This is a genomic window from Leisingera sp. XS_AS12 (genome assembly GCF_041224635.1).
Lineage (GTDB): Bacteria > Pseudomonadota > Alphaproteobacteria > Rhodobacterales > Rhodobacteraceae > Leisingera.
This window is the reverse complement of sequence record NZ_JBGFGM010000068.1, coordinates 69,738-94,566: the sequence shown is the minus strand read 5'-3', so window position 1 is coordinate 94,566 and position 24,829 is coordinate 69,738. Positions and strand designations below refer to the sequence as shown.

Here is a 24,829-nt window from a genome sequence, read left to right as displayed (position 1 = left end):
ACGCCCTGACAACCGGGCGTGGCGCTTGGGACATGAACGCCGGATTTACTCAGCTTGGGCCGATGCCGGCGCGGTCAGTTCAATCGTCACGCGGCGATTGCGGGCATCTTCCGGATCCGCCTCTATCAGGGGATCAACCGCGGCAACCCCGGCCACGCTCATGATACGGCCTGCAGCAATTCCCTTAGAGAGCATGGCCCGGCGCATTGCATTGGCCCGATCGGCGGACAGCTCCCAGTTCCCGTAGTTGCTGCCGCTGCGGAAGGGTCGGGCGTCCGTATGGCCGGTAATGCGGATCTCCAGGGGGAGTTCGGAAATCGCCGGAGCGAGCTGCCCCAGGATGGACAGCAGGGCTTCGCTCGGATCTGCGCTGCCAGTGCGGAACATCGGCCGGTCGCCGAGATCCACGATCTCGACGATCATGCCGTTCTCCTTCAGGGATACCATCAGGTTCTCAGAGAGAGCCGCAAGCTCAGGGCTTTCCTCGAAGCTTTCATTGATGCGGTCCCTGGTGGCTTCAAGCTGTTCAGACAGAGTGGCTCCGCCCTTTTCTTCGGGCGTTGTGGTCTCCTTGTCGAGCTGCAGCCAAGGGTTTACGGCTCCGGATCGGGCTTCGGCAGTGTCTGTGTCCTCAAGACCGATCTGATCCGGGCCTGTCGGAGAAGAATCCGCCTCAGGGGTCAGTTCGCTCTGAGGCTGCTGAACCGCTTTGATCTCCATGCCGATGCCATTGATCTCCACGAGGGGGATCTCTGAAGGCGTGAAGAAGTCCGCAAGGCCGCGCAGCTGCTCCTCATTGGATCCGGACAGAATCCAGAGCAGCAGAAAGAAGGCCATCAGGGCCGTCATGAAGTCCGCATAGGCCACCTTCCAGTTCCCGCCATGATGTCCTTTCTTCACTTTCTTGGGACGCTTGATGATGACGGCATGATTGTCGTGTTTCGGGGACATGTTGCTCTGTCTTTCCAGGTGAGGATATTGCGGTGTCCATCTGTGAAAAATGGACTTTCGATGGTAACTCTACCGCTCAGGGACTTGTGAAAAAAGAAAAAATGCTGCACTCTCTCCATCGCCCCGCTGCTGGGCTGGGAAAAATGCGAAGGAAGCGGTTGCCTGCCTTCTGGAATACCTCCAATGACGCGGCGTCCGCGAATGATTATCCGGAAATCCGGATTTTCCCGGCCCTGCGGTGGAATTTGGGAATACATATGCTGGACAGCACCACGATTGGCTTCAATGAAGATGTGGATGACGAGCAGGGCTGGATACGCGACTGGAAACGGAGCCGGAATCCATTGGCCCTAAACCGCATCGTGGACAAGAACCTCTCCAAGATTCAGGCCATGGCACGGCGCCGGACACGATCTCAGAATGAACGTGATGACCTGGTTTCCGCTGGCACGGAGGCCATGATCAAGGCTTTGCGCAAATACGAGCCGGCACCTGATGTTCCGTTCTTCGCCTATGCGGTCAAATTCATCCGCTCCGCGATGGCGCAGGAGGCAGCGTTTCCAAGCAGGATTGTAGATATTCCGGAAAACCGGCTGCGGACAGCGAAAGCTGGCCAGATGGATGAAGATGAGGCCGCCCTGGTCTTTGAGGCGCGCTATGTTACCGACATCGACGACCTGCATGAGGTGACCGCGTCCTCGACAGCGGTTACGGCTGAAACGTCCATGGTCAAGGACGAGATCCAGTCGGGCATCAGGAAGGTGCTCGATCTGGCCGGGGAAGCGCTGACACCTGTTGAAGCCGAAATCATCTTCAACCGGCTGTCCGAAGACGGGCCTGTGGACGAGCTCGCTGCCAAACTTGACATGCCGGTGGCGAAGATGCGAAAAATCGAAAGCCGAGCCATGGCCCGGATGAAAAATTATCTGCTCAAGCGCGGCGTGACCGCCGATTTCATGAATGCGGAGTATTGATGCAAGTCCCCTTCCTCACGATGCCGCACAATGCGCCTGCGCAAACCGCACCAGCCGCCTCATCGAGCGGGTTTGAACGTGTCCTCAACGCCGCATCGGATACAGACCCCCTGCCGGTCGCGCAGGACGAGAAGCGCCCGGACAGGGATGGCGTGCCGGATGATCAGAAGGCGCCACCTGAAAAGCTCCCCCAACCCGAGGACCTCCCGGCCGACAATGCAGGCAGCTCGGAACTTCCGGATCCGGAGGCGGCATCTGCTGGCGGCATAGAGCAAGCGCTCTCTGCGCGAAATGATCCATTGCCGCAGGGCGAGCCTATTGAGGCAGTCGAAGACGCTGCTCGCGGTGAGGATATTCCCGTGTCCGTCCCCTTCAGTCCAGAAGCGGTGACCGGACTGGATGCCGAACCGGCCGAGGCGGTGATTGCGCTCGGGGATGATCGCAAAGCCGCCGTTATCCCCGATGCGGATGCGGCGGCGCCCGTTGTTGCCCGTAACGTTCAGTCTTTGGATGTGCGGCCGGTTGAACCTGCTCAGGATCATGAGGCTGGCTTGGCTGAGGCTGCAGCTGTGCAAGATACCGGGGCTGAAGAGGTTGTACCGGTCCAGGCCGGATCTGTGCCTGCTGCAGCCGGGGCATCTGAGGTGCATAATGCGTCGCAGCTCGGCCAAGCTCAGCCCGCATCCGGCCCCGGCAATGCGGCCATTGAGGCTGGCCTTCAGGCCTCGGCCAAGAGCCCTGATGTGGTCGGCCAGCGCGCCCTGACTGCTGGTGCCGCCCAACCGTCACCCTTTGACCGGATGGTGGATGATGCGGGCGGCAAGGGCAGCGCGCCGGAGCGGGACATTGTGGAGGTGCGAACCGCGGGAGCGGCGAAGCCGTCACAATCCCTGCAAGCCGCAGCCTCCGGCCCCCAGTTGCAGGACGCGACCATTCTTCCCCAGCAGATGCGGCTTGCGGCCGTGCAGCCGGCAATGAGCCCGGAAGCCCCGCAACCGGCACCCCAGCCCAATTCCCCAATCGTGCGCCAGGTCGTTGATCAGCTGGTCCAAATTCCCACTGAGACAGGCACCGCAACGATCCGGCTGAAGCCGCACGGCATGGGCGTCATCGAGATTTCGGTGGATCGGGCGGCCGATGGCCGCCTTGAAGTGGATATGCGGGTTCAGAACCCTCTGGTGCTGGAGGCAATGCGCAATGAGCGGAGCGCGATTTCCCATCTCTTCCAGCCTTCCGGAGGCAACAGCGGGGGATCTCTCAACATGGACCTCTTCCAGCCCGGCACCGGGCGGGGCGGTCAAGGCCAGCAGCAGGGGCAGACGCCGCGCACCGCTGACGGCTCAAGCGAAGGCCCGGACCGGGCGGAGAGCCTGGACAATTCCGGGCCAGACGATAATGCGCCGCGCAGCCAGGCCCGGTCCGCGGGCGGACTTAACATCCTGACATAAGGGGGTTCCCATGAGCATCAGCTCCATTACCAATGCCTCGGTGGCACCGGCCTCCGATGGATCACTCTCGAAGCTTTCCGAAGATTATGAGACATTCCTCGGCTTGCTTGTTGCCCAGATTAAGAACCAGGACCCTCTGGAGCCCATGGACCCGACGCAGTTCGTGTCCCAGATCGCGACTTTGACCCAGGTTGAGCAATCTGTGAAAACCAACTCCCAGCTGGAGCAGCTGCGGTCCACGCTCGCCCTGACGGCTTCGATGTCTGAGGCGTCTTTGATCGGCCGGTCGGTCACTGTGCCTTCGAACAGCATTACTGTCGATGAGGCCGGGTCGCCGGTCAGCTTCAGTTACGAGATCGAAGGCGAGGCGGCATCAGTGACTGCGATCATCAGCGATGCCGAAGGCAACGTCCTGCGCATGATTGAGGGGCTCCCGGGGGAGGGCGGGAAGCTGAATTCTGTCACCTGGGATGGCTACGATGCACAGGGTGCCCCGATCGGTGCGGGCACCTACACCATCTCGCTTGCGGCAGAAGGCGCGTCCGGCGGATACAACACCTATATCCGCGACACCGTGACATCTGTTTCTTACGTCGCCGGTGAGCAGCTCCTGAACCTGGCCATGGGCGGATCCGCCAGCAGTGGGGATATCGTCAAGATCGAATGAACTGGACATCCCAAAGTGCGAAAATCGGATTGATCATTTCATATGGGGCGGCTAGCCTCAAAGTGCGAAAAGGGGAGTTAGCCGTGCTTCGGCCCTCTCCGGACTGAAAGACCAAATGGATTGCCAATGACCCAACAAACCTCCCCGGGGGATGCTTCCGTGTCCCCTGATCCAATCGTTACTGTCTATTCCCGTCCCGCCTGTGTGCAATGCGAAGCGACCAAGCGCGCGATGACGCAGAAGGGCATTGCCTTCACAGCTGTCGACCTGACGGACAATCCTGACGCCGAGGCTGCGGTAACCGCACTTGGCCATCGCAGCCTTCCCGTTGTTGTTGCCGGCAATGAGCATTGGTCCGGCTTCCAGCCCGGACGCATCGCCGGCTTGCAGGCGTAAGGCCCGGGCATGCTGGGCATCGAGCAGGGCAAGATCGTCTACTGGAGCGGCAAGACCGGCAACACCGAGCGTTTTGTCTCCAAGATTGGCCTTCCCAGTATCCGGATCGCCAACCATGGGGATCCGGTGCGGGTCGAGGAGCCCTTCGTGCTCATCACGCCCACCTACGCCGATGGCTTGGGCCGCGGCGCCATTCCGAAACCCGTTGATCGATTTCTGAATGCCCCCGGCAATCGCCGTTGGCTGCTGGGGGTGATCGGCGGCGGAAATCGTAACTTCGGCCGGATGTTTGCGCAGGGTGCAACGGCCGTTTCCGTCAACTGCGGTGTGCCGGTCCTGCACCGGTTTGAGCTGGCAGGGATGCCTGCTGACGTCGACCGCGTAAGAGAAGGATTGATCAGGCTATGGACGGCTCAGTCGAAAACATCTTTGGCGGCGTAAGCGAGGATTTCTACTCGCTCAACGCCCGCCTGAAATTCACCGATCCGGACGGCAATGTCGACTTCGACGCTGACCGGCGCGCGGTGCGGCAATACTTCCTGGAGCACGTCAACCAGAACACGGTCTTCTTCCACTCGCTGGAGGAAAAACTGAACTACCTGGTCGATGAGGGCTACTACGAGAAAGAGGTCTTGGATCTCTACCCGTTCTCGTTCCTCGAGAAGATCTGGGACGCGGCATTCGCCCATAAATTCCGCTTCCCGACCCTCATGGGGGCCTACAAGTATTACCGCTCCTATACGCTGAAGACGCGTGACGGCAAACGCTACCTGGAGCGTTTCGAAGACCGCATCTGCATGGTTGCGCTTGGACTGGCCCGTGGCGACCAGGATTTCGCGATGACTCTGATGCGGGAGATGATCTCGGGCCGCTACCAGCCGGCGACGCCGACCTTCCTCAACACCGGCAAGAAAAGCCGCGGCGAGCTGGTCTCCTGCTTCCTTCTGCGCATCGAAGACAACATGGAATCCATCGCGCGGGGCATCAACTCGGCGCTGCAGCTGTCCAAGCGCGGCGGCGGCGTGGCCCTGAACCTGACCAACCTGCGCGAGGAAGGGGCGCCGATCAAGGGCATCGAAGGCCAGTGCGCCGGTGTGATTCCGGTGATGAAGCTTCTGGAAGACAGCTTCTCCTACGCAAATCAGCTTGGCGCGCGGCCCGGCGCAGGTGCGGCCTATCTCAGCGTCCACCATCCGGATATCCTCAGGTTCCTGGACACCAAGCGTGAAAATGCGGATGAGAAGATCCGGATCAAGACCCTGTCCCTTGGTCTCGTGATCACCGATGTTTTCATGCAGGTGGCCAAGCGCAATGGCGATGTCTACCTGTTCTCTCCGCATGACGTCCAAAAGGTCTATGGCTGCGGCATGACCGAGATCTCCGTCACCGAGAAATACGACGAGATGGTGGCAGACGAGCGGATCCGCAAAACCAAGGTCCGGGCCCGCAAGATCCTGGAGATCGCCGCCGCCATCCAGGCTGAAAGCGGCTACCCCTACATCGTGTTCGAGGACACGGTAAACCGCGCCAACCCGGTGGATGGCCGCGTGACCATGTCCAATCTCTGTACGGAAATCCTGCAGGTCTCCACGCCTTCGTCTTTCACGGAAGATCTGGGCTATGAAGACACCGGCCACGATATCTCCTGCAACCTTGGCTCGCAGAACATCGCCAAGATGATGGATGGCGGGGATCTGGGAGCACCAACCCGGGCGGCGATCTTTGCCCTGACCGCCGTGAGCGAGATGAGTGCGATCGACGCTGTCCCGTCGGTGCGCCGCGGGAATGACGCGATGCACGCGATCGGGCTCGGCCAGATGAACCTGCACGGCTTTCTGGCGCGCGAAGGCATTCGCTATGACAGCCCGGAAGCGGTTGAGTTCACCAGCTGCTATTTCGCTGCAATCACTCATCATGCGATCTCGGCATCCAATGAGCTGGCACAGCAGCGCGGCCGCGCCTTTCTGGGCTTTGAAAAGAGCACCTATGCGGATGGCAGCTTCTTCGAGAAGTATGTGACCCGTGACTGGCTGCCGGTGTCGGACCGGGTGCGTGACCTGTTTGCCAAACACGGTGTGCAGCTACCCAAACGCGCAGACTGGGAGGCGCTCAAGGAGCGCGTCATGCAGCACGGCATCTACAATGCCTACCTGCAGGCAATCGCGCCGACAGGGTCGATCTCCTACATCAACCACTCGACCTCCGCGATCCATCCGGCTCCGCAGCTGATTGAGAACCGCAAGGAAGGGAAGACCGGCCTGATCTACATCCCGGCGCCGTTCCTGAGCAATGAGAACATGGCCACCTACGGCGATGCCTATTCGATCGGCTGGAAGGCAATCGTAGACGTCTACGCCGCCGCCACCGAGCATATCGACCAGGGCGCCGCAATGACGCTGTTCTTCACGCGCAACATTGATGACGGGCAGGGCGGCCGCAGGCCGATCACGACCCGCGACATCAACAAGGCGCAGATCTACGCCTACGCCAAGGGGATCAAGACGATCTACTACATCCGCATGAGCGACGACAAGCTCGAGGGGATGGATGATCAGGCCGTCTGTGAATCCTGTTCCATCTGAGGGGCTTGCCATGATCAAACACGGAAACCTCGAAATCGCTGAACTGATCAGCAAAGGCATGGCCCGCTTTCCCGGCGGGCCGCCGAAGTGCCCTTTCCTTGAGCCCCTTGCCGACCGCATTGCGCGCATTGCGGAAACCAAGGATGCCGCCGAGCGCGACGGTGCGGTAAGTGCGCTCATCCTGTCCCTGAGGGGAACGGAGGATGCCACCTACCTGCACAACACGCCGGTTCAGCAATTGGGGGAGGAGCTGATTGAGGCGGCTTCCGCATACGTGGATGCGTGCGTGGAGGATGGGCATACCCTTGCTCTTGGCCCCCGCATCACCCTTCGTGCTGCGCACAATCGGCTGCAGGCCGTCTATGCGGCTTTCGTTCAGCCCGAAGCGCTTGCGGAGCCTGAAGAGGCGAGCAGCGCGCCCTCACCCTGAATTCCCCATTTACGATGACGCCAGGCCGCTCCGGCAGCCTCTTCCATCAGAGGATTTGACACATGAAAGATACCATTCGCGCGATCAACTGGAACAAGATCGAAGACGAAAAGGACAGCCAGGTCTTTGACCGGATGAAAACCAACATCTGGTTTCCGGAAAAGGTCCCGGTCTCCAATGACCTGCAGGCTTGGTCGCGCCTGACCGAAGCGGAGCAGCTGCTGACCATGCGGGTTTTCACCGGGCTGACCATGCTCGATACCGTGCAGGCGCAGATCGGCGCGCCGTCGATGCTGAATGATGCGATCACGCCGCATGAAAAATCCTGCCTGTCGCTGATCCAGCTGATGGAAGAGGTGCATGCCAAGTCCTACAGCCGGATCTTTTCGACCCTGTGCTCGAGCGATGCAATCGATGAGGCATTCGCCTGGTCCGAAGAAAACGAGCATTTGCAGGCCAAGGCCCGCCTGGTGATCGATGCCTATGAGGAAGACCGGGAGCCTCTGAAGAAGAAAATTGCGTCGACCTTCCTGGAAAGTTTCCTCTTCTATTCGGGCTTCTATCTGCCGATGTATTTCTCCTCCCGCGGCAAGCTCACCAACACCGCCGATATGATCCGCCTGATCATCCGGGACGAGGCCATCCATGGCTACTACATCGGCTACAAGTTCCAGCGCGGCGCTGAGAAGGTCTCGCCGGAGAAGCGTGAGGAGCTGAAGGGCTGGGCGTTTGACCTGCTGTTTCAGCTCTACGAGATCGAGGAGCGTTACACGGAAGAGCTCTATGACGGGACCGGACTCACCGAGGATGTGAAACGCTTCCTGCAGTACAATGCCAACAAGGCCCTGCAGAACCTCGGCTATGAGCCCTTGTTCCCGGTCGGGGCCGGCGATGTGAACCCGGCCGTTCTGGCGGCCTTGACCAATGACAGCGAGAATCACGACTTTTTCTCGGGGTCCGGTTCAAGCTACCTGGTCATTCCGGTTGAAGAGACTTCCGATGCTGACTGGGATGCTGTCGCGGACGGCTGATCGCAGAGGGGAGCGCCGCTAGGTGCTCCCCGACTCACTTGCGGAGGCGGGGCCTGCGCCAAATCAAAAATAATGCGAAAAAGTAACTGACAAAATATAAAATCAGGCTATGATCTGTTCAGCCCGTTTATTTGGGCGCTCGATTGGAGTGACAAGATGATTGAAAATACTGCGGCGCCTGTGCGCCACAGTCACATGATTGGTGCGAGCAGCATTCAGCAGCCAGCGGGTCATGGGGTCCGGCCTGGCAACGGCAATCGTTGCAGCGGCTGCCTGGGCCCCGGAGGCCAGGAAAGTCTTCTGAAGCTGCGCCTCGAATTCCCCGACATCCATTTCCTGTCCGATACCGGCCGCTGCGGAAAATGCGAAAAAGTATGCGATGTGTATGACCTCGCGTTTCTCCTGCTACTGCGCTGGCACGGATGCTTGCGCAGCAAGGGCAGCGCCGGCCTTGCTGCGGCTTATCCGGTCCGCCGTTTGCGGTGTGCAGATCCCGCGACTGCGCCCGTTATGTCTCCTGGTGAAATCCGAAAGCGTGAAGCCCTGCGCCGGCTGAGGGCGGTTGATTGATGGGGCAGCAGGTGGAGATTTCGAAGATTGGCAACCTCGTCCGCCTGGAGAGGCAGCGCCGGGGTCTGACGCAGCAGACATTGGCGGACATGGCCTCTGTCAGCAAAGGCCGGGTTGAAGCGATTGAGAATGGCCGCTGCCTCGATATGGGGCTTGGCACCGTGAGCGCGGTCATCTCGGCGCTGGGGTTTCACCTCTGCGTGCATCGGCCGGAGTAGCTGAAAAAGTCTGTTTTGTCCAGTGAATTTCGCATTTTCACGATCACGTCATACAGTTTGGCGAAGTGCGAAAATAGTGATTGGAGTGACCGATGCTGAGGACGACCCTGCTATCTCTAACCGTTTGCGCCGGAGCTGCAGCAGCAAACGCGGAGGCCGGGTTTCAACCGGTAAACGATCGCCCCTTCCTGGACCTGATCGGTGAAATCGAAGGTCCGGACGGCTATGACGATATTGTCCTGGATGCACCGCTGCAGCCGCCGCGGCCGATCACACAGATGACCATCAATGAGGTCCTGGAATACCAGAGGGCGCTGCAGTTGGAGGGCTCGCATTCATCCGCAGTAGGGCGGTACCAGTTCATCCGCAAGACGCTGGCCTATATGGTCGACAAGTATGAGATCGATGGAGATCAGCTGTTCGGCAAGGTCATGCAGGATTCATTGGCTCGGCGAATGATGGTGAAATGCGACTTCTACGAGGCTGATGCGAGTGAGAGCCGGGTGGGCAATTGCCTGGCCAGGGCCTGGGCGTCGCTGCCAATGATGTCCGGCGAGAAAGCCGGTCAATCCTACTATGGAGAGGTTGGCACAAACAAAGCGCATGCGACCAGGAGCGAGGTCCTGGTGGCCTTGCGGCAGCGGTTCGCTGAAGATCCTCTTCCGGAATATGAGGTGGCCTCCAATGACCGCCTGCCGGTGATCCGAAATACCAGGGACTCACAGGTCGCGGACCGCATTCCGCTTGAGCCGTGAATTATGTGAATATCTGAAGGTGTGGTCTGATATTCGCATTGAATTCGGATATGCTCGCATCAGTTGATCTTCGAAGGCAAGAATGGAGCCGATAATGACCCTTGATCCCTGCAAGACCGGCCGCAGGAGCTTTCTCACCGCTGCAGCTGCCGCGGGCCTTGTCGCCATGTCCGGCGCCGCTGTTGCAAGCTCGGAGCCGGTCGACCCCTGGGTGACCCGCGAGCTTTACACCTGGGAAAAGCACCGCCTGGCCACGCTGGCGGAGAAGCTGAACGACACGCTGGCCGATCTCCCGGTCGAAACCAGGGTTCTCCCCGGCCACCTGCGGGTCCGCATTCCGGCCAGCCTGGCCTATGTTCCCGGAAAAGATGCGCTGAACCCGGATGGGGTTGCAGTTCTGACACTCGTCGCTGAGAAGCTGGCCGATCAGAAACGCGTCAGCGTGGAGATCGTGGGTCATCATGACACCCGTGCCAATGACTACGAAGCCTACGTCTTCACTCAGCGCCGGGCGGTCGCGGCCAAATCCGCATTGGAAAGCAGGGGGATTTCCCCGGCACGGCTCAAGGCCACCGGCCTGGGGATGAAGTTCCCCTTCACAGACGGCGGTTCCGCGGAAAATCAGCGGATCGAACTGATCATCCGGCCGGTCTGACGTGAAGGGTGACAGCCTTCTGAGCCAGGGGCGCCGGACAGGCGCCCCGTCCGGTGCTTTCGAGGTCTGGGTTGAAGTCAGATGCTCGACCTGTCCGGAGCAGATAGCGGGCGTATATGCCACCCACAGCATTCCGCATCGTGAAATTGAGGAGGCTGGCCGCCGGGCGGGCGCCGTTCTTGTTGACGGCCGCTGGATCTGCAGGTGCTGCGCCGGGAAGATCCTGGAGCGAAAAAGGGCCACGCAGGGCCGTAAATGAGCTGCCTTGCATTTGATCAATTGAAGAGTGCGGGTCTAGCGCCTAGAAATTATCCATGAAACGAAGCGAAACCGGGCACCACCCGGTCAGCACAGAGGCCGGTTGAAACCCGGAAAGGAGACATCATGAGCAACATGACCAAATCAGATTACCTGGGCGCGATTGCTGAGAAAGCAGGCGTGACGAAGACCGAGGCGGAAAAGATCGTGAATGCGATCGAGGAAGTGACCCGCGAGCAGGTTGCCGGCGGCGCGACTGTTCCGATCCCGGGCGTGGGTAAAGTCGCTGCGGTGGACAAGCCCGAGCGCACCATGCGTAACCCAGCCACCGGCGAGACCTTCGTCAAGGCCGCGCACAAGGCGCCGAAGGTCACCATCGGCAAGGCGTTGAAGGATGCTGTCAACGGCTGATCAGCCCGGATCTCAAGATGAGAAAGGCCCGCTTGCTTGCGGGCCTTCTTTTTTCTGGGCTATTGCTAAGCCACTGTATTAATCGGGTTTAGCCGGCCAAACCGAGGAGGATCTCAGCGCAGATGTTCAGTTTCAACGAGTTCCTGCAGAGGATCGGCCTCGACCCGGCGCGAACGCGCCTCTTGCGTCATAAGAAAGGGGACAGCGTCGCTGCATGGCGCCGCGGCCGCGAGCGCGCTTTCGGGTGTTTCGCCAGCTTTCAAACGCTCGACAACTCCCCCTATAACGGCAACGTCACCCATGCATGCCACTTCTTGCCCGGCCCAGGCCGCCCTGATGGCTCACACACAGCGCTTTTCCTTGGCACCACACGCATCCTCGACCGGTGGGTTTGGAATGGCGATCGGCTGCCGGCCTTGCAAGATGCGGAGGTGATTGAAAGCGAGCGCGGGAAAGAGGGCGTGGAGGCATTTGATCTGGAATGGATCGAGCCTGGTCATGACTACTCGGAGCGCATGCTTATCCACTGGGGCAGGAACGCCCGCACCTGGTCGCAATGGGCCGGCGAGCAGCCGAAAGACATCCTGGAAATCCGCCTCACGGCGCAAGAGCCGCCTTTTCCGGGTTTCTCAGCCTTCCTCTCGCGGATCAGCGAGATCCAGAAATTCCCCGCGAGCTGGCTTAATGCGCTCAGCTCAGTGGGCGGCATCTACTTGCTGGTGGCGGATAACGGCGATCAATACGTTGGTTCGGCCGCGGGGCAGGATGGCTTCCTCGGACGGTGGCGCCACTATGCGGCCAACGGAAATGGCGGCAACCGGCTTCTCATCGAGCGCGGCCATCGGGACTATCAGATCTCGATCCTTGAGGTTGCATCACCGGATATGGCCGCGGCCGATATTATCAGGCGCGAGAGCTTTTGGAAGGACAAGCTTGGCGCCAGGGCTCATGGGCTGAACGCCAACTGATCCTGCTGCTATCCCATATCGAACTCCGGCTCTTGCCGGGGGGCATAGATCAGCTGCTTTGCGTCTGACAGGAGGCCGTGGACTTTTTCGCCCAGGTAACCGGTAAAGCCGGGCCGATCGAAGGTGTTCCGGCGCGCGGCGGGGGCAATGAAGCGGGACATCTCGTTTGTGAACTCCCGGGACGCCACTGTTTCCCTGATGCTGTCGATCCGCTGGTCGATCAGATCCTCGTAATTCTCAATGCCGTAGTCCTCGATCTTGCTGCAAATCAGCTCTGGCCTGACCTCCGCACCCTTTCCTGCAAGCCATTGCAGGTCCCAGATGTCCCGGTGCCGTTTGTAGGTCGTGCAGGCCACAAGGGAGACGATCTTGTCGGCCAGGATCTCGTCCAGCGTTTCCGTGCCGATCAGGATGTCATCGTACCCATCGGGCAGCATGTTGTAATTTCGCATTGGGGAGCGCAGCTCCGAGGTGTATGCGGGAACATTCGCCACCTCGAATTTGATCTTCTGCTGCGGCAGGTCAGGGCGCCCAGGGTTGGTGATCACTGAAATCTGCCAGCGGTCAGTCTTCACCCCGAAATAGGTCGCATCCTCCCGCATCTCCTTTGGGTTCTTCACCCGGATATCCAAGAGGTAACGCTGCGAGATATGGGCCTCAACACAGTCCCGGATCTCCTTCAGCTGCGATGGCGCAAAGTTGCGGCCGCCGACGAAATCGAGATCCTCGGAAAAACGCGGCGCCCGGTGGCACAGGCGCAGCGAGGTCCCGCCCTGGAAGGTCAGGTTTTCCAGCAGCCCTTCGCGATCCAGGGCGAAGAGGATGTCATAATGCAGCAGCTCCTTCTCAACCACCGGGCGGAGACCGGAGAGCTCGGGGTCACGCATTGCGTGATCAACAACTTCATTAAAACTCGGCATCAAGACTCTCCTCTTCCACCTCGGGTGTGACCAGATGCGTGTTGCGCCCGACACGGCGCAGATCCCGCAGGGCCCGGTCGGGGGACGCAATTTTCAAGGGGCGGCCAACATCCTGAAGCTGGTCGAAGAATTCGCTCCAGGGCTGATGGGTATGGGTGAATTCGATATCGCCCCAAGGTGTTTTGAATTCTCCGGATCGGCCGGTTGTCATAACCGTCAGCCGTCCCACCGGGATCTGGGAGATCCATCCGTGTTCGGACAGAGCGCACTCCAGGCTCACATAGTTGTGGGAACCGCGGCGGATCGTTCGTGCAATTTCCTCCACCAGGTTGGTGGTCGGCTGGCTGGTCCTGTTGAAGACGTAAATGCCGCGCGCGGCGCGCTTGATTACTGGCTGGTCCGCCGCCGCGAACTTCCGCAGTTGCACGAGGAAGGAGTCATACTTCCCTTGGGGAAACAGTTTTCGCAAATCACCCGTTGTAAAGACCCGCCGCCCTTTCCGGTCCCAGTCTTCCAGTTTCTTATGCAGGTCAGCTAGCTTCATTTTCCGGATAACTCATCGCGAACGCAGCCAATTGGCTACACTTCTGTCAAGATATTGACGGTGTGCGAAAAAACAAAACGGCATTTGATCCACCGCGCCGTGAGGGTGGTGAAGCGGACAGTCATAATGTGCGCTCCGGCGAACATTATGCCGTGTAGGGTTTGCGGGAGGTTGCATGCGAGATGCGAAAAACAATCTTGCATTTCGATCAGAGGAGCTTAGGATGTCCTCATTGAAAATAGGGTAGCAATGCCCTCAGGCGGAAAGAGATACAGGATTATGAATACTGCAGCTGGTGTTCAGCATTTCCACAGAAAGAGCCAAGCATCTCACAGCATCGATATTTCGGACGAGTTCGTCCGGGTTGGAAACAGGGCATGGGCTTTAGGCCATATCCAAGAGGTATCGGTTTGCAAGCACGACACTTCCGACGGTTCCATCATGGCAGCTGGCATAGGCCTGAGTTTCCTCATTGCCGCTTTCACGCTCCCGGGGATCTTGGTCAGGTCGCCTGCTGTTGCTACGGCCTTGACCATTGGCGGAATTTTATCCTTGATTGCGGCCTACTTCCTCTACGACGGCATGAAATATGTCGTGGCAATCAAGGTGGGAGGTCACAAGTCGGAAGTCTTCTCTGGCAGAGACCCCCAGGAAGCAGGCCAAATCAAGGAAAGGATCGAGCGGGCGATCGCCAAGAGCAAGCATCTGCCGGACAACTGACGAAGACCTTTAGGGGAGAGCCGAGGCTCTCCCTTATGACTTGATCTGCTTCTGCGTGGGGGTGCTGCTAGAAACAGATCAATCCGCCTGCAGCGAGTTCAGAACCTTGATGATCTCGGAGCCAAGACTGCGTGTGTTTTTGGCCCTGCTCATCGAGTTCAGCAGCTCAACACCGATATCCGATGCGATCGGCCGCAGGGCGGGCTTGGTCACCGGAACCAGCTGGCCGTTTTCAAAGGCGATGATCGTGCCATTCTCGAGCTGCGCCACGCGCATGTCCCGCCAGGTTGCGCTGGCCACTTCCGCAAGTTCCGAGATCGGCTTGGCGGGCGGCTTCAGGATGGCGTTGACCGGAAGGTAGACCCCACCTGCCACTTCCCTCAGCTCGCTTTTCAGTTCCTCAACTGAGCAGTCGAGCAGTTCCTTGATGGAGGGCTCATCTTCTTCAATGCAGATCTGGAGGACCATGACGCGGGTGGCATGATCAAGCGTGCTGGCATTGAAGTTGATCCGCTTTGAGGAGGTGAAAGTCTTGACCGAAATCTTCTCACCCTCGGCGGAGACGACGTCGTAACCGGCCTGATTGACCGATAAGGCCAGCTGGCCGCGCGTGATCATTGCGGCGTAAAGCTCTCCGATCCGGCCGGTCAGGTGGCGAAGCTCCGCAATTGGAGCGCCCCATGCGAGTTCCTTTTCAAACCATTGCAGCGCCTCAGACAGGGAGCGGATGATCTGGGTCTGGCTCAGGCTCATTCCGGCACCACATAGGCAACGGGGCCGAGGTTGGCGTTCAGGAACCAGTCGCGGTGCTTCAGGTCGCCATCGGCAAGCGTCATCTTGGATGTGGAATGCACAAACGTGCAATCGCCAGCCGCCTGCCGCCCTGCGCCAGCGCTCGCCGCTTTCCCGGCTAGCTTCGAAGGCCGGTAGTCGAAAGCACCAGAAAAGGCCGGGGAAGCAGCCAGGCAGAAGGCCGCGATGCAGGCAAAAGAACGTAGTATCAGCATCAATCAAATTTCCATGAAAAGGATTGTGCTCTTGATACACGCTTAAGTGGTGGCGCGTCGAGTCCGCCTAGCAGCAAAGACTGTCGACGACGGTCACCGCGCAGGGCGTTCTTCTGGCGCCTTTCTTAGGGTTTGTCTGGCCGGGTATCCCTCGACGGCCCTGGTGAAGGGAGAGCCGAAGCCCTCCCCAGCCCTGTAGGTGCGCGACTACTGGGTGTCCTGTGTATCGCGGTGTGCAGGCTCGCGCAGGGCGTCCTGCAGCATTTCGCTCTTAGACCAGCGCTCGACGGATGCCGCGCGGCGCTTGGGGGCATCCTTCATGAAGGCGATTTGTTCATCTCTGCTCAAAGGTGCCTGACCCATGCCGATCTCCCAATGTGGCAACACGAACCCCGCATGCATGCTTCAATCCGCAGGACAGATCCTAATAGCTTACCTGTAGAATTTCCAATCCCCAGGCTTAAGCGGCTCGCCCGGCGCCGCGTACTGCGCGCTGGAACATCAAAGCCATCAGCATCTCTCGCGCCTCCTGGTCTTGCATAAACGCGTTCCGCATCGCGTTGTCGCGCTGGAACGCCTGGATCGCCCGGCGCATAAACTCAGCATCAAACCGCGGCCGTACATCCCGCGGATCATTATTGCGCAGCATCTCCGCCCAAATGTCGTCTCCCAGGATATCGTTGTTCACCGCCTCGAAGCGGATGTAGTCCTCTTCGGAGAATTCGGTGCCGTGTCGCGCATTGAAAGCGGTGATGATCTCGGTAAGGGTCTTGGATTCCTCTTCCGTGTAGGGGTTGGCGCCAAACCGGTCGATCGGGCTCAATGCCTGATTGTCGTCTTTCCCCAGTGAGGCGTCTTGCACCTCCCCTTCTTCCTGAAGCCGGAATGCAGCCATCTCGAGCATGTCGTCGGTTACATCCTCGCCCTGTGGGGCCTGACGGGTCGGCAGAATGCGTTTCAACCAGGAGCCATAGAGGTGCAGCTTTTCAAGGTCCGTATCTCCAAGATTCACGACCTGGGCAATGAAGGAATAGAAGCGCAGGAAGGATGCCAGAACCTGGCGAAATTCCTCCTGGTCACTTTCGTTCAGGTTCTCGCTGAAGCGTGTGACTGCGTGGCGAACAATACCTTCAAGAACTGGGCGTTCATCCGCACGCTTGGTGGCCGTCAGGAAGCGGTTAGCGAACCGGTCGATCTCTGCCGTGTTGAGGATACCGAAAGCTTTCAGGCGGGCTTCCAGGTTATAGACCTGGTTGGGATCCGAAATGTCTTCGAGTTGCGTGACATTGTAGTAGGGCTTGAAGGCCTCCTGGATTTCTTCAACGGTGTTCCGGAAATCGAGGATAAAGGTGCGCTCCTTGGTGGGATAAATGCGGTTCAAGCGCGCCAAGGTTTGAACCGCCTGCAACCCGCTCAAACGGCGGTCGACATACATCGCCACGAGCTTCGGCTGGTCGAAGCCGGTCTGGTACTTCTCGGCGACCACCAGAACGTTGTAGGCATCCCCATCAAACTGGCGTGGCAGTTCGGTCTCGGAAAAACCGTTGACCCCGGGCTCGGTATAGGGTTCGCCGTCAACCAAAACTTCTCCAGAGAAGGCGACCAGGGCGGTCACCTCGGTGTAGCCGTTATCCTTGATGTATTTCGTGATCGCCTGATGCGTCTTGATTGCGTGCTCCCGGCTCGATGTCACTACCATGGCCTTGGCCTGGCCGCCCAGCTCCGGAATTGCGTGGCGGCGGAAATGCTCCACTATCACTTCGGCCTTTTGGGACATGGCCGTTTCATGGAAGTCGATGAAGCGGGCAACCTTGCGAGAAGACTTGCGCTGAAGAAGCTCCGGATCCTCATCGATCGCCTTTTCAAGCTTCGCATAGGACTTGTAAGTCTGGTAGTTGCGCAGCACGTCAAGAATGAAATTCTCTTCAACGGCCTGACGCATCGAATAAAGGTGGAACGGCTCCGGGCCGTTTTCTCCCATGCGCCCGAAACGCTCCATGGTGACATTCTTGGGCGTTGCGGTGAACGCAAGATAGGACAGATTGGCTTGGGGGCCGCGAAGCCGCTGCAGCTCCAGAAGGGCCTGCTCGGTCGCATCAAGCTCCTTTTCCTCATCGGAGAGCTCGCCATCCGCCAAGACGCGCGCCATACTATCGGCGTGCTTGCCTGACTGAGAGCTATGGGCCTCGTCGATGATGATCGCAAAGCGTTTGTGGTCTTCGTTCTTCAGAACGGAAAGCTGCTCCGTCGAGAACTTGTGGATCGTAGAGATGATGATCTTTGCGCCGTCCTCGATGGCCTTCTTGAGTTGGCGTGAAGTGCCGTCGATGGCCTTCACGTAGCCCTCCGTTTGCGCAAAGGACTTGATGGTCTGCTGAAGCTGGCGGTCCAGCACGACCCGGTCGGTAACAACAATGACGGTATCGAAGACCGCCTGATCATTATCGTCATGAAGAGTCGCCAGGTGGTGCGCCGCCCAAGCGATGGTATTGGACTTGCCGGAGCCCGCAGAGTGCTGGAACAGGTAGTTCTGGCCGGCGCCATTGGCTTTTGCATCCTGGATCAGCATGCGAACGGCGTCGAGCTGCTGGAAGCGAGGCCAGATCGTGGTGCGCTTTACTTTCCCGTCTGGCTGCTCGACTTCATCCACAAGAACGAAGCGATGCAGGATCCCAAGAAGGACTTCCCGCGAGAACACCGCCTTTCGCAAACCAATATCGCGGTAGAGATACGCGATGCGGAACTCGTTTTCGACGTCCGGGTTCCCAGCGCCGCCATCACGGCCGCGGTTGAAGGGCAGGAAGCGGGTCTTGCCATTGTTGAGGTGCGTTGTCATGGAGACGTTGTCCTGGTCCAGCGCAAAATGCACGAGCGCGCCGCGCTTGAAGGTCAGGAGCGGCTCACCATTCGGGGACCGATCTTTTCGGTATTGCTTCTCAGCCGTCTGATAGGTCGAGCCGGTCAGCGTATTTTTCAGCTCCATGGTGGCAAAGGGGATGCCGTTCACAAAAAGCACCACGTCGATGGCGTTCTCGGACCGCAATGAGTAGCGCACCTGCCGCATCGCCCCGAGGATATTGCCCTCATAGGCGCGCAGGGTGGCCGGGTTCAGGCCGGAAGCGGGCTTGAAGGCACACAGGGTGATCTTGATCCCCGGAACGATCGTGATGCCCTTCCGCAGAACCTCAAGCGTGCCGACCGATTTGAGGCGGGCCTCGACTTGTCTCGTCAGGGTTGCGCGCTCTTTGCCGGGGTAATGGTCACAGAGCTTCTTCCAGGCATCCGGCTGCGTTGTGCGGACGTATTCTTCGATCATTTCCGGGTCGAGGGCCGTCTTGCGGTCGAAGGCCGTGTAGGGGCGTTCACGCCATCCTTGGTACGTGACCAGCTGATCGACGATGTGGAGCTCAACGGCTTCTTCGGTGTGGAGCTTTTGCGGAGAAATGGCTGGGCTAGTCATCGAATTCACTCAAGTTAGGTGATGGGGAAATTCTTCAGGATGGAAATGTCCAACGAATGCCTCGGCGGTAATCGCTTCCCTGAGAATGACGCCTGATCCTGATCCAGGGGACAGTGAATAAGCTTCCAGCTCATCTGACAGGCTGCAGAACATATACTCCAGAATGCTGCCGGCGAACTCCGTGATGGTCGATTGCCGGATAAGGTCCATTGGGACATCGATCACGAAGATCGTCGGACTCCCGTGAGAACGCAACACTTCCTGAGCGCGATGCGGGCCGATCAATCTGATCCCCAGATTGTAAAGATATTCACTTCCAAAGTCCAAGTAGTGCCCACATCCGCCCGACGTCGTCGTAAAATCACGTGCGTCGGCGCAACAATAGACCGATGGCGTCAGGTCGCTTCGATACGTGAACGACCCGCTGTTCAGCTCCTGAATCGCATTCGAAAGGGTTTCTTCTGTCACCTGGGGATGCGTTCCGTTCATAAAGAAAGACCGTGCGCGATCCTCAATATCGATGTTGGACAGGAAGCGGAGGCCGTTTTGGTAGTAGCTGGACAGATCATTCGTACGAGTCGCATGATACATCCTGAAGGCCCGGTATTCACCCATCAGGCGATCAGCCGTTTCCATTTTGATGTTCGGTCGCTCTCCGGTGACCTCCTCGATGACATCATCAAGCCAGGAGAGATCATCGGAGACGACGAATTCTGGCAGATCGGCAAGAAAGGCTGATTTGACTTCTTCAGTCAGGTAGTCCCCCATCAAATGCCAGATGCGGTCCTGCCAAAGATCCGGCCGGGAATAGCAGAACACATCCTCGGGCACGTTGTGCTTCGAGGTGTCTGCGTTCACGAGTCGATCTTCGTGCCCGGGCAACATGGAGCCAGGCACGAGGCCTGCTCCGATATCAGGTTGGGGGTCTGGTCTCATGCCTGCATCTCCTCTTCGATCCGGTCAAGCGTGGCGGAAGTGGCGCCTGCCTTGCCGTAGGTCTCCACATCGATCTGGCCAGTGACCGCAGCCGTGATCAGGGCGGAACGGTATTCTTTGAGACGGCTAATTGATTGCCGGACCTTTTCCGATAAGGCTTCGTTTCGCGATTGTTCTGCAAAAAACTTCTTCGTGGCGGCGTCTTGGAGCTCCAGTGGAGGTGTCCATAGACGATATGAGCCAAGTGTTTCGCGATTGATTTTCGGCATAGCGACACGCATCGACTCCAATGTCGCCCAATCTGTGAACCTTGCTGAGAGTAGATGCATCAGAAGGAATTCCGGCCGCAATCTCTTGTCCGGCAGAACTGGATACATGTCTGCACTGCACATCCCATCAACAGGTGCGACACAAGCCTTGGCGAGGTTAGGGCGGATCTTGCTATAAAGCACCGTTCCCTTGGGGAAGGTATATTTCCCGCTGATCGCACCTTGGTCAGCGGCCGTTTCCATACCAATGAGGCGTCCCGTTCGGGACTCGATATGGTTCGGAGCAATCAACGGCTTGTCAGCCCAGTCAGGGTGGGTCGGGTCCACTTGCCCTTCAGTGATGCGGCACACCCATCGGAAAGGGATCATTTCGTCTAGGGTCACTGTTTCAGGTGTTACCAACCGCTCCAATCCGGACAGGAGATTTTCTTTCAAAACCTCCACCAACCGCTCCTTCTTCGCGATCAGCTCATCAATCCGCGCGGTCTCGCGGTCGAGGAAGGAGGCGATCCGTTTTTGGGTGAGGAGGTCGGGAACCCAGACTTTGTTTGAAAGGCTTTCTTTTTTGATGTGACGCATAGTGCTGCCATGGGCGTCGTCGTCTGCCCATCGAGGAGCATGAGCCTTGATAAGGTAATACAAATAAGTCTTGTCAGCACTTTTTTTCGGGATGACCTTAAAGATATGCTGATTTAAAATTGCATCACCACGCTCCCAAATAAAGGCGTCGATCGTGGCAGACCATGAGAATAACAAATCCCCATTTTTGATCAGCAAGCCACGATTTATGGTTCCGTCAAAGTAATTGTCAAATGGCTTGCCCGTGAGCTGCGCGATGCGCAGGATTGGCAGGCCCTCTTCGCCCCAATCAGATGGCTTAAAAGCGGCGCCATTCAAAAAATGCGCAGCATGTTTGATTGGCATCATCATGCCACCACCTCTTTCAGCAGCCCGGCAATCTCCGCCTCCAGCGTCTTGAGCTCCGCATCGATCTCCGCCAGCGGGCGAGGCGGCACATACTGGTAGAAATACCGGTTGAAGTTGATCTCGTAGCCCACGCGGCCAACCTCGTGGTCTGATGCATCCCGGTACGACGTGTCGACCCATGCATCCGGCACAAAGGGCTCGACCTCACGGGCAAAATACGTCTGCCAATCCTCCAGAAGTGGCACCAGCTCGTGGTCGCGGAGTTTCGGATCGGGCTCGGGGTTGCCGTCCTTGTCGGTGCAGATCTCCGCCTCTTCATGGGTTTCCCCAAATTGGGCGATCAACACCTTCAGCGCGGCGGCCGGCAGCTTGATGCCCCGCTCCTTCAGGGCCTCCGAGATATCTGCGGTGAAATCTTCGCGATCCATCCAGACCTTGCCCATGTTCTCCGCCAATACGGAAAACAGGATCTCTGAGAAGCCGGGCATCTTCTTGCCCGCTTTTTCGATCTTGTCCATCTCTTTGGGATTGGCCTGGAGGGCAGCAAAATGGTCCGCGCTGATTTCAAACCGCAGACGCAGGGGCCGCTCTACGCGGATCTCGCGATACCCGAAATCCGAGGTGTCAAAGGACTTGGACACATCCCCGAAACCGGCTCTCCCATTCAGGAACTCACCATAGATCCGTACGATCTCGGCGCGGGCGTCATCTCCGATGGCGCGCCGTTTCGAGCCCAGCGACTTGCGCATGGACTGCCAGAACCGTTCGCCGGAGGCGTCGATCAGCTGCACCTTGCCGCGGCGCTCTTCCGGCTTCCGGTTCGAGAGGATCCAGATGTAAGTCTGAATGCCCGTGTTATAGAAGATGTCCGTCGGCAGGGCGATGATCGCCTCGATCAGATCGTTTTCCAGCAGCCAGCGGCGGATCTCGCTTTCGCCCGACCCGGCGCCTCCTGTAAACAGGGGTGAGCCGTTCATGACGATGCCCACACGGGAGCCTTTTTCGTCATCGCGCATCTTGGAGATCATATGCTGCACGAAAAGCAGCTGGCCGTCGGAAATCCGCGGCAGCCCTGCGCCGAAACGGCCCTCATTTCCGAGAAGCTCGGCTTCCTCCCTGATGGGGGCAGCATACTTCTTCCAGTCGACACCGTAAGGCGGATTGGAGAGCATATAGTGGAAGGTCTCGCCCTTATGCGCATCCTGGGTCAGCGTATTGCCATAGGCGATACGCGAGGCATCATGCCCCTTGACCATCATGTCGGATTTGCAGATCGCGAAAGACTCGCCGTTAAGTTCCTGGCCAAAGAGGTCGACATTCAGCCCGGGATTGAAGTCCTTCATGGCCTCTTCTGCCACCGACAGCATGCCACCGGTACCGCAGGCCGGATCATAGACGCGGCGGATGATACCGGTGCCGGAGAGCGCCTCCTCGTCATTGGCCAGCAGAAGGTCAACCAGAAGGCGGACCACTTCACGCGGGGTGAAGTGTTCACCAGCCGTCTCATTCGAGATCTCCGAGAAGCGGCGGATCAGTTCCTCAAAGAGGTAACCCATTTCAAGGTTGGAGACCTCATCCGGGTGGATTGGTAGCTGGCAGAACCGGTCAAATACCATCCAGAGCGAGCCCTTGTCGTCGAGATCTTTCAGGATCTCGGTGAACTTGAACTTCTCGATGAAGATATCACGCACATTCGGGCTGAAGCCGGTCAGGTAATCCACCAGGTTGCTGCGCAGCTGTCCGGCATCCTGCTGACGCAGAGACGCGAAGGTAAACTGGCTGGTGTTGTAGATCTGACCGCCCGCGTCCGCGATCTCTGCGAGGATGGTCATTCGCATCTGATCGTCCATCTCGTCCGGAAGGCCCGACGCGGTGTCCAGCACGGCCTGCTTCGTCTTTTCCAGAAGACAGTCGAGCCGGCGCAGGATCGTAAATGGCAGAACGATCTTACCGTATTCGGATTGCTTGAAATCTCCACGGAGCAGTTCCGCGATGGACCAAATGAAAGACGCGTTGTTGTTAATGGTCTCTTGGCTCAAGGCCTGTCTCCTGACTTCTCGTGATGAAATTCCGTGTTTGCGCCAAGTTATTGGATGGGGCTGCGGATTGGTATCTCTGTTTGCGTTAAAGTTGTGGATTTTCGCAGGGCCCGAGAACTGAATGACTTGATTGGCCCTACGTTCTCATATGGTCGCCTTGAGCGCTGGCTGCTCATTGGTCGGACCTACTTCAAGATCTGATCCCGGATCATCGTGAAGCTCAAAGAGGCAAACAGGTAGATGCCAAGGAAGGCGGCAAAGGCCATAAGCGTGTGTATGAGCGGTCTGGGATACTCAGGCGCGCCCGGCAGAACCGGCTCAACCCCGAGCGCTAGATAGCGGACTTGCCGCCCGGCCTCGGACCGGGCGCGCTCAAGCGCGAGGACACTCTCCGTCTGAATTTTCTGCCGCGCCTCCAGTTCCGCCTGCAGGACAGCAAGTTCTGCCTGAGCGCGTGCAACCGACACGCCATTCTCGGATGCATCCGTAATTCTGGCACGCTGAACCGCGAGGCTCTCTTCCAGAAGGCGGATCTTCTGGTTTGCCAGCTCAATCTTGGTCGTGTTCGGCCGCCGGTTGGACAGGAGCTGGGCGCGCGCGAGGCGCGCCTCCGCCAGATCCGCCTCGATGGCGCCGATCTGCTGATGCAGAAGGTCCATTTCGAGATCGCCTGAAAGCACGGAGAAGTCCTGTTGGAGCTGGATCAGCTTCTGCTGCGTTTCCGCCACCGCTTGATCAGCACGCTCCCGGGCCCTTGCCGCGGTTTCCACGTGATCATCGCGAAGCTTGGCCGTCATATGGTCGAGATGATCCTCAGCCAGAGATAGGAGTGTCAGGGAGATACTGCGACTGATGTGCGGATCGGCGGCCGACACCTGCATACGCAAAATGCCCTCAGAGGGATCAAAGCTGACCTTCACGTGGCGCTGAAAGGATCGGTAGATGTCTTCCGAAGTGGCGTTTTCAGGGATCCTCCTGAAGAAGTCGATCTCGGGTCCTGAAAAGTGCTCGGTGAAACCTTCCGCCTCGTCCATCTGCGCAAATGCGGCCCGCGACGTGAGATAGCCCTGAACGGAAATAGCATCCTGGTTTCCCGGAAGGGCGGGGCCGCTCATGCCGGCGGCAGGACCGTTCGGCGTGCCGATTTTTTCAGCCCCCTGGATGACGAACTCTGAATGGGTCACATACAATGGGGTGGCGATCGTGGAGAAATATACGGCTGCAGCGACCGTTGGCGCCGCCACAAATGCCGCCAACCGCTTGAGCGCGCGGACGCCATTCCTGCGAGACTGTGCAGCGCGGTCCGGCTCTTCACCGCCCTGTGGCAGCAGGTCGGGCAGCCGGTCACGCTTTGTCGATGTCGGGCGCACAGTCGCACCGCTGGCGCGGAGTGCTCGGATGGCGTCGTAATCGCTTGTGAACCTCAAGCCACGGTCTTTGGCAGCCGCCCGGGCTCGCGCGAGGTCCCCGGCGCTGAACCCCTCATTGCGGATTGCATCGAGGGCCCGGATCAGATCCGGATCCGGCCGGGCCGGAAGTGTATGGATTGTGGCTGCGCTCTTCAGGGGTGCTGTCATAATTTTCATCCCACGTCAGGCAGCTTCAGGGCTGCGGGGCTGAGTGGCGCAGGCGCGGTCTCTGCCGGTAACCTGGTCCTTCACAAGTGTCTGCAGACGGACAAGGCCGACCATTG

Annotated in this window: 26 protein-coding genes; 15 read left to right on the top strand and 11 right to left on the bottom strand. The window is 58.7% G+C overall.

Features of this window, described 5'->3' with window-relative positions:
- Positions 1–45 precede the first annotated feature (45 nt).
- Positions 46–951, bottom strand: a complete 906-nt coding sequence (locus AB9K35_RS04455; RefSeq protein ID WP_369924693.1) for a flagellar motor protein MotB — start codon at positions 949–951, stop codon at positions 46–48.
- A gap of 32 nt (positions 952–983) precedes the next feature.
- Between AB9K35_RS04455 and AB9K35_RS04450 the strand changes: the two genes are divergently transcribed.
- The 14 genes from AB9K35_RS04450 (at position 984) to AB9K35_RS04385 (ending at position 12,314) form a co-directional block, all read left to right on the top strand.
- Positions 984–1,925 (top strand): sigma-70 family RNA polymerase sigma factor, encoded by a 942-nt coding sequence (locus AB9K35_RS04450; protein WP_369924692.1) that lies wholly within the window; start codon positions 984–986, stop codon positions 1,923–1,925.
- Positions 1,925–3,373 carry a hypothetical protein gene (locus tag AB9K35_RS04445; RefSeq protein WP_369924691.1) on the top strand — a complete coding sequence of 483 codons (1,449 nt, stop codon included), beginning with the start codon at positions 1,925–1,927 and terminating at the stop codon, positions 3,371–3,373. Before AB9K35_RS04450 ends, AB9K35_RS04445 begins: the two co-directional genes overlap by 1 nt.
- Positions 3,374–3,383: 10 nt before the next feature.
- Positions 3,384–4,040: a flagellar hook assembly protein FlgD gene (locus AB9K35_RS04440; RefSeq protein ID WP_369924690.1), complete on the top strand. Its 657-nt coding sequence runs from the start codon at positions 3,384–3,386 to the stop codon at positions 4,038–4,040.
- Positions 4,041–4,166: 126 nt separating this feature from the next.
- On the top strand, positions 4,167–4,436 hold the full coding sequence (nrdH, locus tag AB9K35_RS04435) for a glutaredoxin-like protein NrdH (protein WP_369924689.1): 270 nt from the start codon (positions 4,167–4,169) through the stop codon (positions 4,434–4,436).
- Between the two features lie 9 nt (positions 4,437–4,445).
- Positions 4,446–4,877, top strand: coding sequence for a class Ib ribonucleoside-diphosphate reductase assembly flavoprotein NrdI (nrdI, locus tag AB9K35_RS04430; RefSeq protein ID WP_027234491.1), 432 nt, complete (start codon positions 4,446–4,448; stop codon positions 4,875–4,877).
- On the top strand, positions 4,841–7,018 hold the full coding sequence (gene nrdE, locus AB9K35_RS04425) for a class 1b ribonucleoside-diphosphate reductase subunit alpha (RefSeq protein ID WP_369924688.1): 2,178 nt from the start codon (positions 4,841–4,843) through the stop codon (positions 7,016–7,018). Before nrdI ends, nrdE begins: the two co-directional genes overlap by 37 nt.
- 10 nt (positions 7,019–7,028) lie before the next feature.
- On the top strand, positions 7,029–7,448 hold the full coding sequence (locus AB9K35_RS04420) for a hypothetical protein (protein ID WP_369924687.1): 420 nt from the start codon (positions 7,029–7,031) through the stop codon (positions 7,446–7,448).
- 62 nt (positions 7,449–7,510) lie between these two features.
- The gene (nrdF, locus tag AB9K35_RS04415; protein WP_027234494.1) at positions 7,511–8,479 is read left to right on the top strand and encodes a class 1b ribonucleoside-diphosphate reductase subunit beta; all 969 of its coding nucleotides are present in this window, start codon (positions 7,511–7,513) and stop codon (positions 8,477–8,479) included.
- Positions 8,480–8,635: 156 nt separating this feature from the next.
- Complete coding sequence (locus AB9K35_RS04410) at positions 8,636–9,049, top strand: hypothetical protein (RefSeq protein ID WP_369924686.1); 414 nt, start codon at positions 8,636–8,638, stop codon at positions 9,047–9,049.
- An 11-nt stretch (positions 9,050–9,060) separates the two neighbouring features.
- On the top strand, positions 9,061–9,267 hold the full coding sequence (locus AB9K35_RS04405; RefSeq protein WP_369924685.1) for a helix-turn-helix domain-containing protein: 207 nt from the start codon (positions 9,061–9,063) through the stop codon (positions 9,265–9,267).
- A 92-nt stretch (positions 9,268–9,359) separates the two neighbouring features.
- Entirely contained in the window at positions 9,360–10,022 is a 663-nt protein-coding gene (locus tag AB9K35_RS04400; RefSeq protein ID WP_369924684.1) for a hypothetical protein, read from the top strand.
- A gap of 94 nt (positions 10,023–10,116) precedes the next feature.
- Positions 10,117–10,677, top strand: a complete 561-nt coding sequence (locus AB9K35_RS04395) for an OmpA family protein (protein ID WP_027234497.1) — start codon at positions 10,117–10,119, stop codon at positions 10,675–10,677.
- 384 nt (positions 10,678–11,061) lie between these two features.
- Positions 11,062–11,346: an HU family DNA-binding protein gene (locus tag AB9K35_RS04390; protein WP_369924683.1), complete on the top strand. Its 285-nt coding sequence runs from the start codon at positions 11,062–11,064 to the stop codon at positions 11,344–11,346.
- A gap of 122 nt (positions 11,347–11,468) precedes the next feature.
- Complete coding sequence (locus AB9K35_RS04385; RefSeq protein WP_369924682.1) at positions 11,469–12,314, top strand: GIY-YIG nuclease family protein; 846 nt, start codon at positions 11,469–11,471, stop codon at positions 12,312–12,314.
- An 8-nt stretch (positions 12,315–12,322) separates the two neighbouring features.
- Here AB9K35_RS04385 and AB9K35_RS04380 read toward each other — a convergent pair whose 3' ends face one another.
- Positions 12,323–13,234 carry a nucleotidyl transferase AbiEii/AbiGii toxin family protein gene (locus AB9K35_RS04380; protein WP_369924681.1) on the bottom strand — a complete coding sequence of 304 codons (912 nt, stop codon included), beginning with the start codon at positions 13,232–13,234 and terminating at the stop codon, positions 12,323–12,325.
- A complete protein-coding gene (abiEi, locus tag AB9K35_RS04375) occupies positions 13,221–13,778 on the bottom strand; it encodes a type IV toxin-antitoxin system AbiEi family antitoxin (RefSeq protein WP_027234502.1) in 558 nt (185 codons plus the stop codon). Before abiEi ends, AB9K35_RS04380 begins: the two co-directional genes overlap by 14 nt.
- Positions 13,779–14,057: 279 nt before the next feature.
- On the opposite strand from abiEi, the gene AB9K35_RS04370 reads away from it, so the two are divergent.
- The gene (locus AB9K35_RS04370) at positions 14,058–14,498 is read left to right on the top strand and encodes a DUF6232 family protein (RefSeq protein WP_369924680.1); all 441 of its coding nucleotides are present in this window, start codon (positions 14,058–14,060) and stop codon (positions 14,496–14,498) included.
- Between the two features lie 78 nt (positions 14,499–14,576).
- Here the strand turns inward: AB9K35_RS04370 and AB9K35_RS04365 are convergent, their stop codons facing one another.
- The 8 genes from AB9K35_RS04365 to AB9K35_RS04330 form a co-directional block, all read right to left on the bottom strand.
- Positions 14,577–15,251 carry a hypothetical protein gene (locus tag AB9K35_RS04365; protein ID WP_369924679.1) on the bottom strand — a complete coding sequence of 225 codons (675 nt, stop codon included), beginning with the start codon at positions 15,249–15,251 and terminating at the stop codon, positions 14,577–14,579.
- On the bottom strand, positions 15,248–15,505 hold the full coding sequence (locus AB9K35_RS04360) for a hypothetical protein (RefSeq protein WP_369924678.1): 258 nt from the start codon (positions 15,503–15,505) through the stop codon (positions 15,248–15,250). Before AB9K35_RS04360 ends, AB9K35_RS04365 begins: the two co-directional genes overlap by 4 nt.
- Positions 15,506–15,712: 207 nt before the next feature.
- The gene (locus tag AB9K35_RS04355; RefSeq protein WP_369924677.1) at positions 15,713–15,907 is read right to left on the bottom strand and encodes a hypothetical protein; all 195 of its coding nucleotides are present in this window, start codon (positions 15,905–15,907) and stop codon (positions 15,713–15,715) included.
- A 58-nt stretch (positions 15,908–15,965) separates the two neighbouring features.
- Positions 15,966–18,965, bottom strand: coding sequence for a type I restriction endonuclease subunit R (locus AB9K35_RS04350; protein WP_369924676.1), 3,000 nt, complete (start codon positions 18,963–18,965; stop codon positions 15,966–15,968).
- 9 nt (positions 18,966–18,974) lie between these two features.
- Positions 18,975–19,901: a hypothetical protein gene (locus AB9K35_RS04345; RefSeq protein WP_369924675.1), complete on the bottom strand. Its 927-nt coding sequence runs from the start codon at positions 19,899–19,901 to the stop codon at positions 18,975–18,977.
- Positions 19,898–21,100, bottom strand: a complete 1,203-nt coding sequence (locus tag AB9K35_RS04340; protein WP_369924674.1) for a restriction endonuclease subunit S — start codon at positions 21,098–21,100, stop codon at positions 19,898–19,900. The genes AB9K35_RS04345 and AB9K35_RS04340 overlap by 4 nt, the downstream gene beginning before the upstream one ends.
- On the bottom strand, positions 21,097–23,136 hold the full coding sequence (locus AB9K35_RS04335) for an N-6 DNA methylase (RefSeq protein ID WP_369924673.1): 2,040 nt from the start codon (positions 23,134–23,136) through the stop codon (positions 21,097–21,099). Before AB9K35_RS04335 ends, AB9K35_RS04340 begins: the two co-directional genes overlap by 4 nt.
- 185 nt (positions 23,137–23,321) lie before the next feature.
- Complete coding sequence (locus tag AB9K35_RS04330; RefSeq protein ID WP_369924672.1) at positions 23,322–24,722, bottom strand: hypothetical protein; 1,401 nt, start codon at positions 24,720–24,722, stop codon at positions 23,322–23,324.
- Between the last annotated feature and the right edge of the window lie 107 nt (positions 24,723–24,829).

What these genes read in the sequence shown, in the direction of transcription:
- AB9K35_RS04365 (WP_369924679.1), bottom strand. Translation starts at nt 15,251, where the DNA reads ATGAGCCTGAGCCAGACCCAGATCATCCGCTCCCTGTCTGAGGCGCTG.
- AB9K35_RS04355 (WP_369924677.1), bottom strand. Translation starts at nt 15,907, where the DNA reads ATGCATGCGGGGTTCGTGTTGCCACATTGGGAGATCGGCATGGGTCAG.
- AB9K35_RS04390 (WP_369924683.1), top strand. Translation starts at nt 11,062, where the DNA reads ATGAGCAACATGACCAAATCAGATTACCTGGGCGCGATTGCTGAGAAA.
- nrdI (WP_027234491.1), top strand. Translation starts at nt 4,446, where the DNA reads ATGCTGGGCATCGAGCAGGGCAAGATCGTCTACTGGAGCGGCAAGACC.
- AB9K35_RS04445 (WP_369924691.1), top strand. Translation starts at nt 1,925, where the DNA reads ATGCAAGTCCCCTTCCTCACGATGCCGCACAATGCGCCTGCGCAAACC.
- nrdH (WP_369924689.1), top strand. Translation starts at nt 4,167, where the DNA reads ATGACCCAACAAACCTCCCCGGGGGATGCTTCCGTGTCCCCTGATCCA.
- AB9K35_RS04410 (WP_369924686.1), top strand. Translation starts at nt 8,636, where the DNA reads ATGATTGAAAATACTGCGGCGCCTGTGCGCCACAGTCACATGATTGGT.
- AB9K35_RS04395 (WP_027234497.1), top strand. Translation starts at nt 10,117, where the DNA reads ATGACCCTTGATCCCTGCAAGACCGGCCGCAGGAGCTTTCTCACCGCT.
- AB9K35_RS04340 (WP_369924674.1), bottom strand. Translation starts at nt 21,100, where the DNA reads ATGATGATGCCAATCAAACATGCTGCGCATTTTTTGAATGGCGCCGCT.
- nrdF (WP_027234494.1), top strand. Translation starts at nt 7,511, where the DNA reads ATGAAAGATACCATTCGCGCGATCAACTGGAACAAGATCGAAGACGAA.
- AB9K35_RS04440 (WP_369924690.1), top strand. Translation starts at nt 3,384, where the DNA reads ATGAGCATCAGCTCCATTACCAATGCCTCGGTGGCACCGGCCTCCGAT.
- nrdE (WP_369924688.1), top strand. Translation starts at nt 4,841, where the DNA reads ATGGACGGCTCAGTCGAAAACATCTTTGGCGGCGTAAGCGAGGATTTC.
- AB9K35_RS04380 (WP_369924681.1), bottom strand. Translation starts at nt 13,234, where the DNA reads ATGCCGAGTTTTAATGAAGTTGTTGATCACGCAATGCGTGACCCCGAG.
- AB9K35_RS04420 (WP_369924687.1), top strand. Translation starts at nt 7,029, where the DNA reads ATGATCAAACACGGAAACCTCGAAATCGCTGAACTGATCAGCAAAGGC.
- AB9K35_RS04345 (WP_369924675.1), bottom strand. Translation starts at nt 19,901, where the DNA reads ATGAGACCAGACCCCCAACCTGATATCGGAGCAGGCCTCGTGCCTGGC.
- AB9K35_RS04455 (WP_369924693.1), bottom strand. Translation starts at nt 951, where the DNA reads ATGTCCCCGAAACACGACAATCATGCCGTCATCATCAAGCGTCCCAAG.
- AB9K35_RS04400 (WP_369924684.1), top strand. Translation starts at nt 9,360, where the DNA reads ATGCTGAGGACGACCCTGCTATCTCTAACCGTTTGCGCCGGAGCTGCA.
- AB9K35_RS04350 (WP_369924676.1), bottom strand. Translation starts at nt 18,965, where the DNA reads ATGACTAGCCCAGCCATTTCTCCGCAAAAGCTCCACACCGAAGAAGCC.
- AB9K35_RS04360 (WP_369924678.1), bottom strand. Translation starts at nt 15,505, where the DNA reads ATGCTGATACTACGTTCTTTTGCCTGCATCGCGGCCTTCTGCCTGGCT.
- AB9K35_RS04385 (WP_369924682.1), top strand. Translation starts at nt 11,469, where the DNA reads ATGTTCAGTTTCAACGAGTTCCTGCAGAGGATCGGCCTCGACCCGGCG.
- AB9K35_RS04330 (WP_369924672.1), bottom strand. Translation starts at nt 24,722, where the DNA reads ATGAAAATTATGACAGCACCCCTGAAGAGCGCAGCCACAATCCATACA.
- AB9K35_RS04370 (WP_369924680.1), top strand. Translation starts at nt 14,058, where the DNA reads ATGAATACTGCAGCTGGTGTTCAGCATTTCCACAGAAAGAGCCAAGCA.
- abiEi (WP_027234502.1), bottom strand. Translation starts at nt 13,778, where the DNA reads ATGAAGCTAGCTGACCTGCATAAGAAACTGGAAGACTGGGACCGGAAA.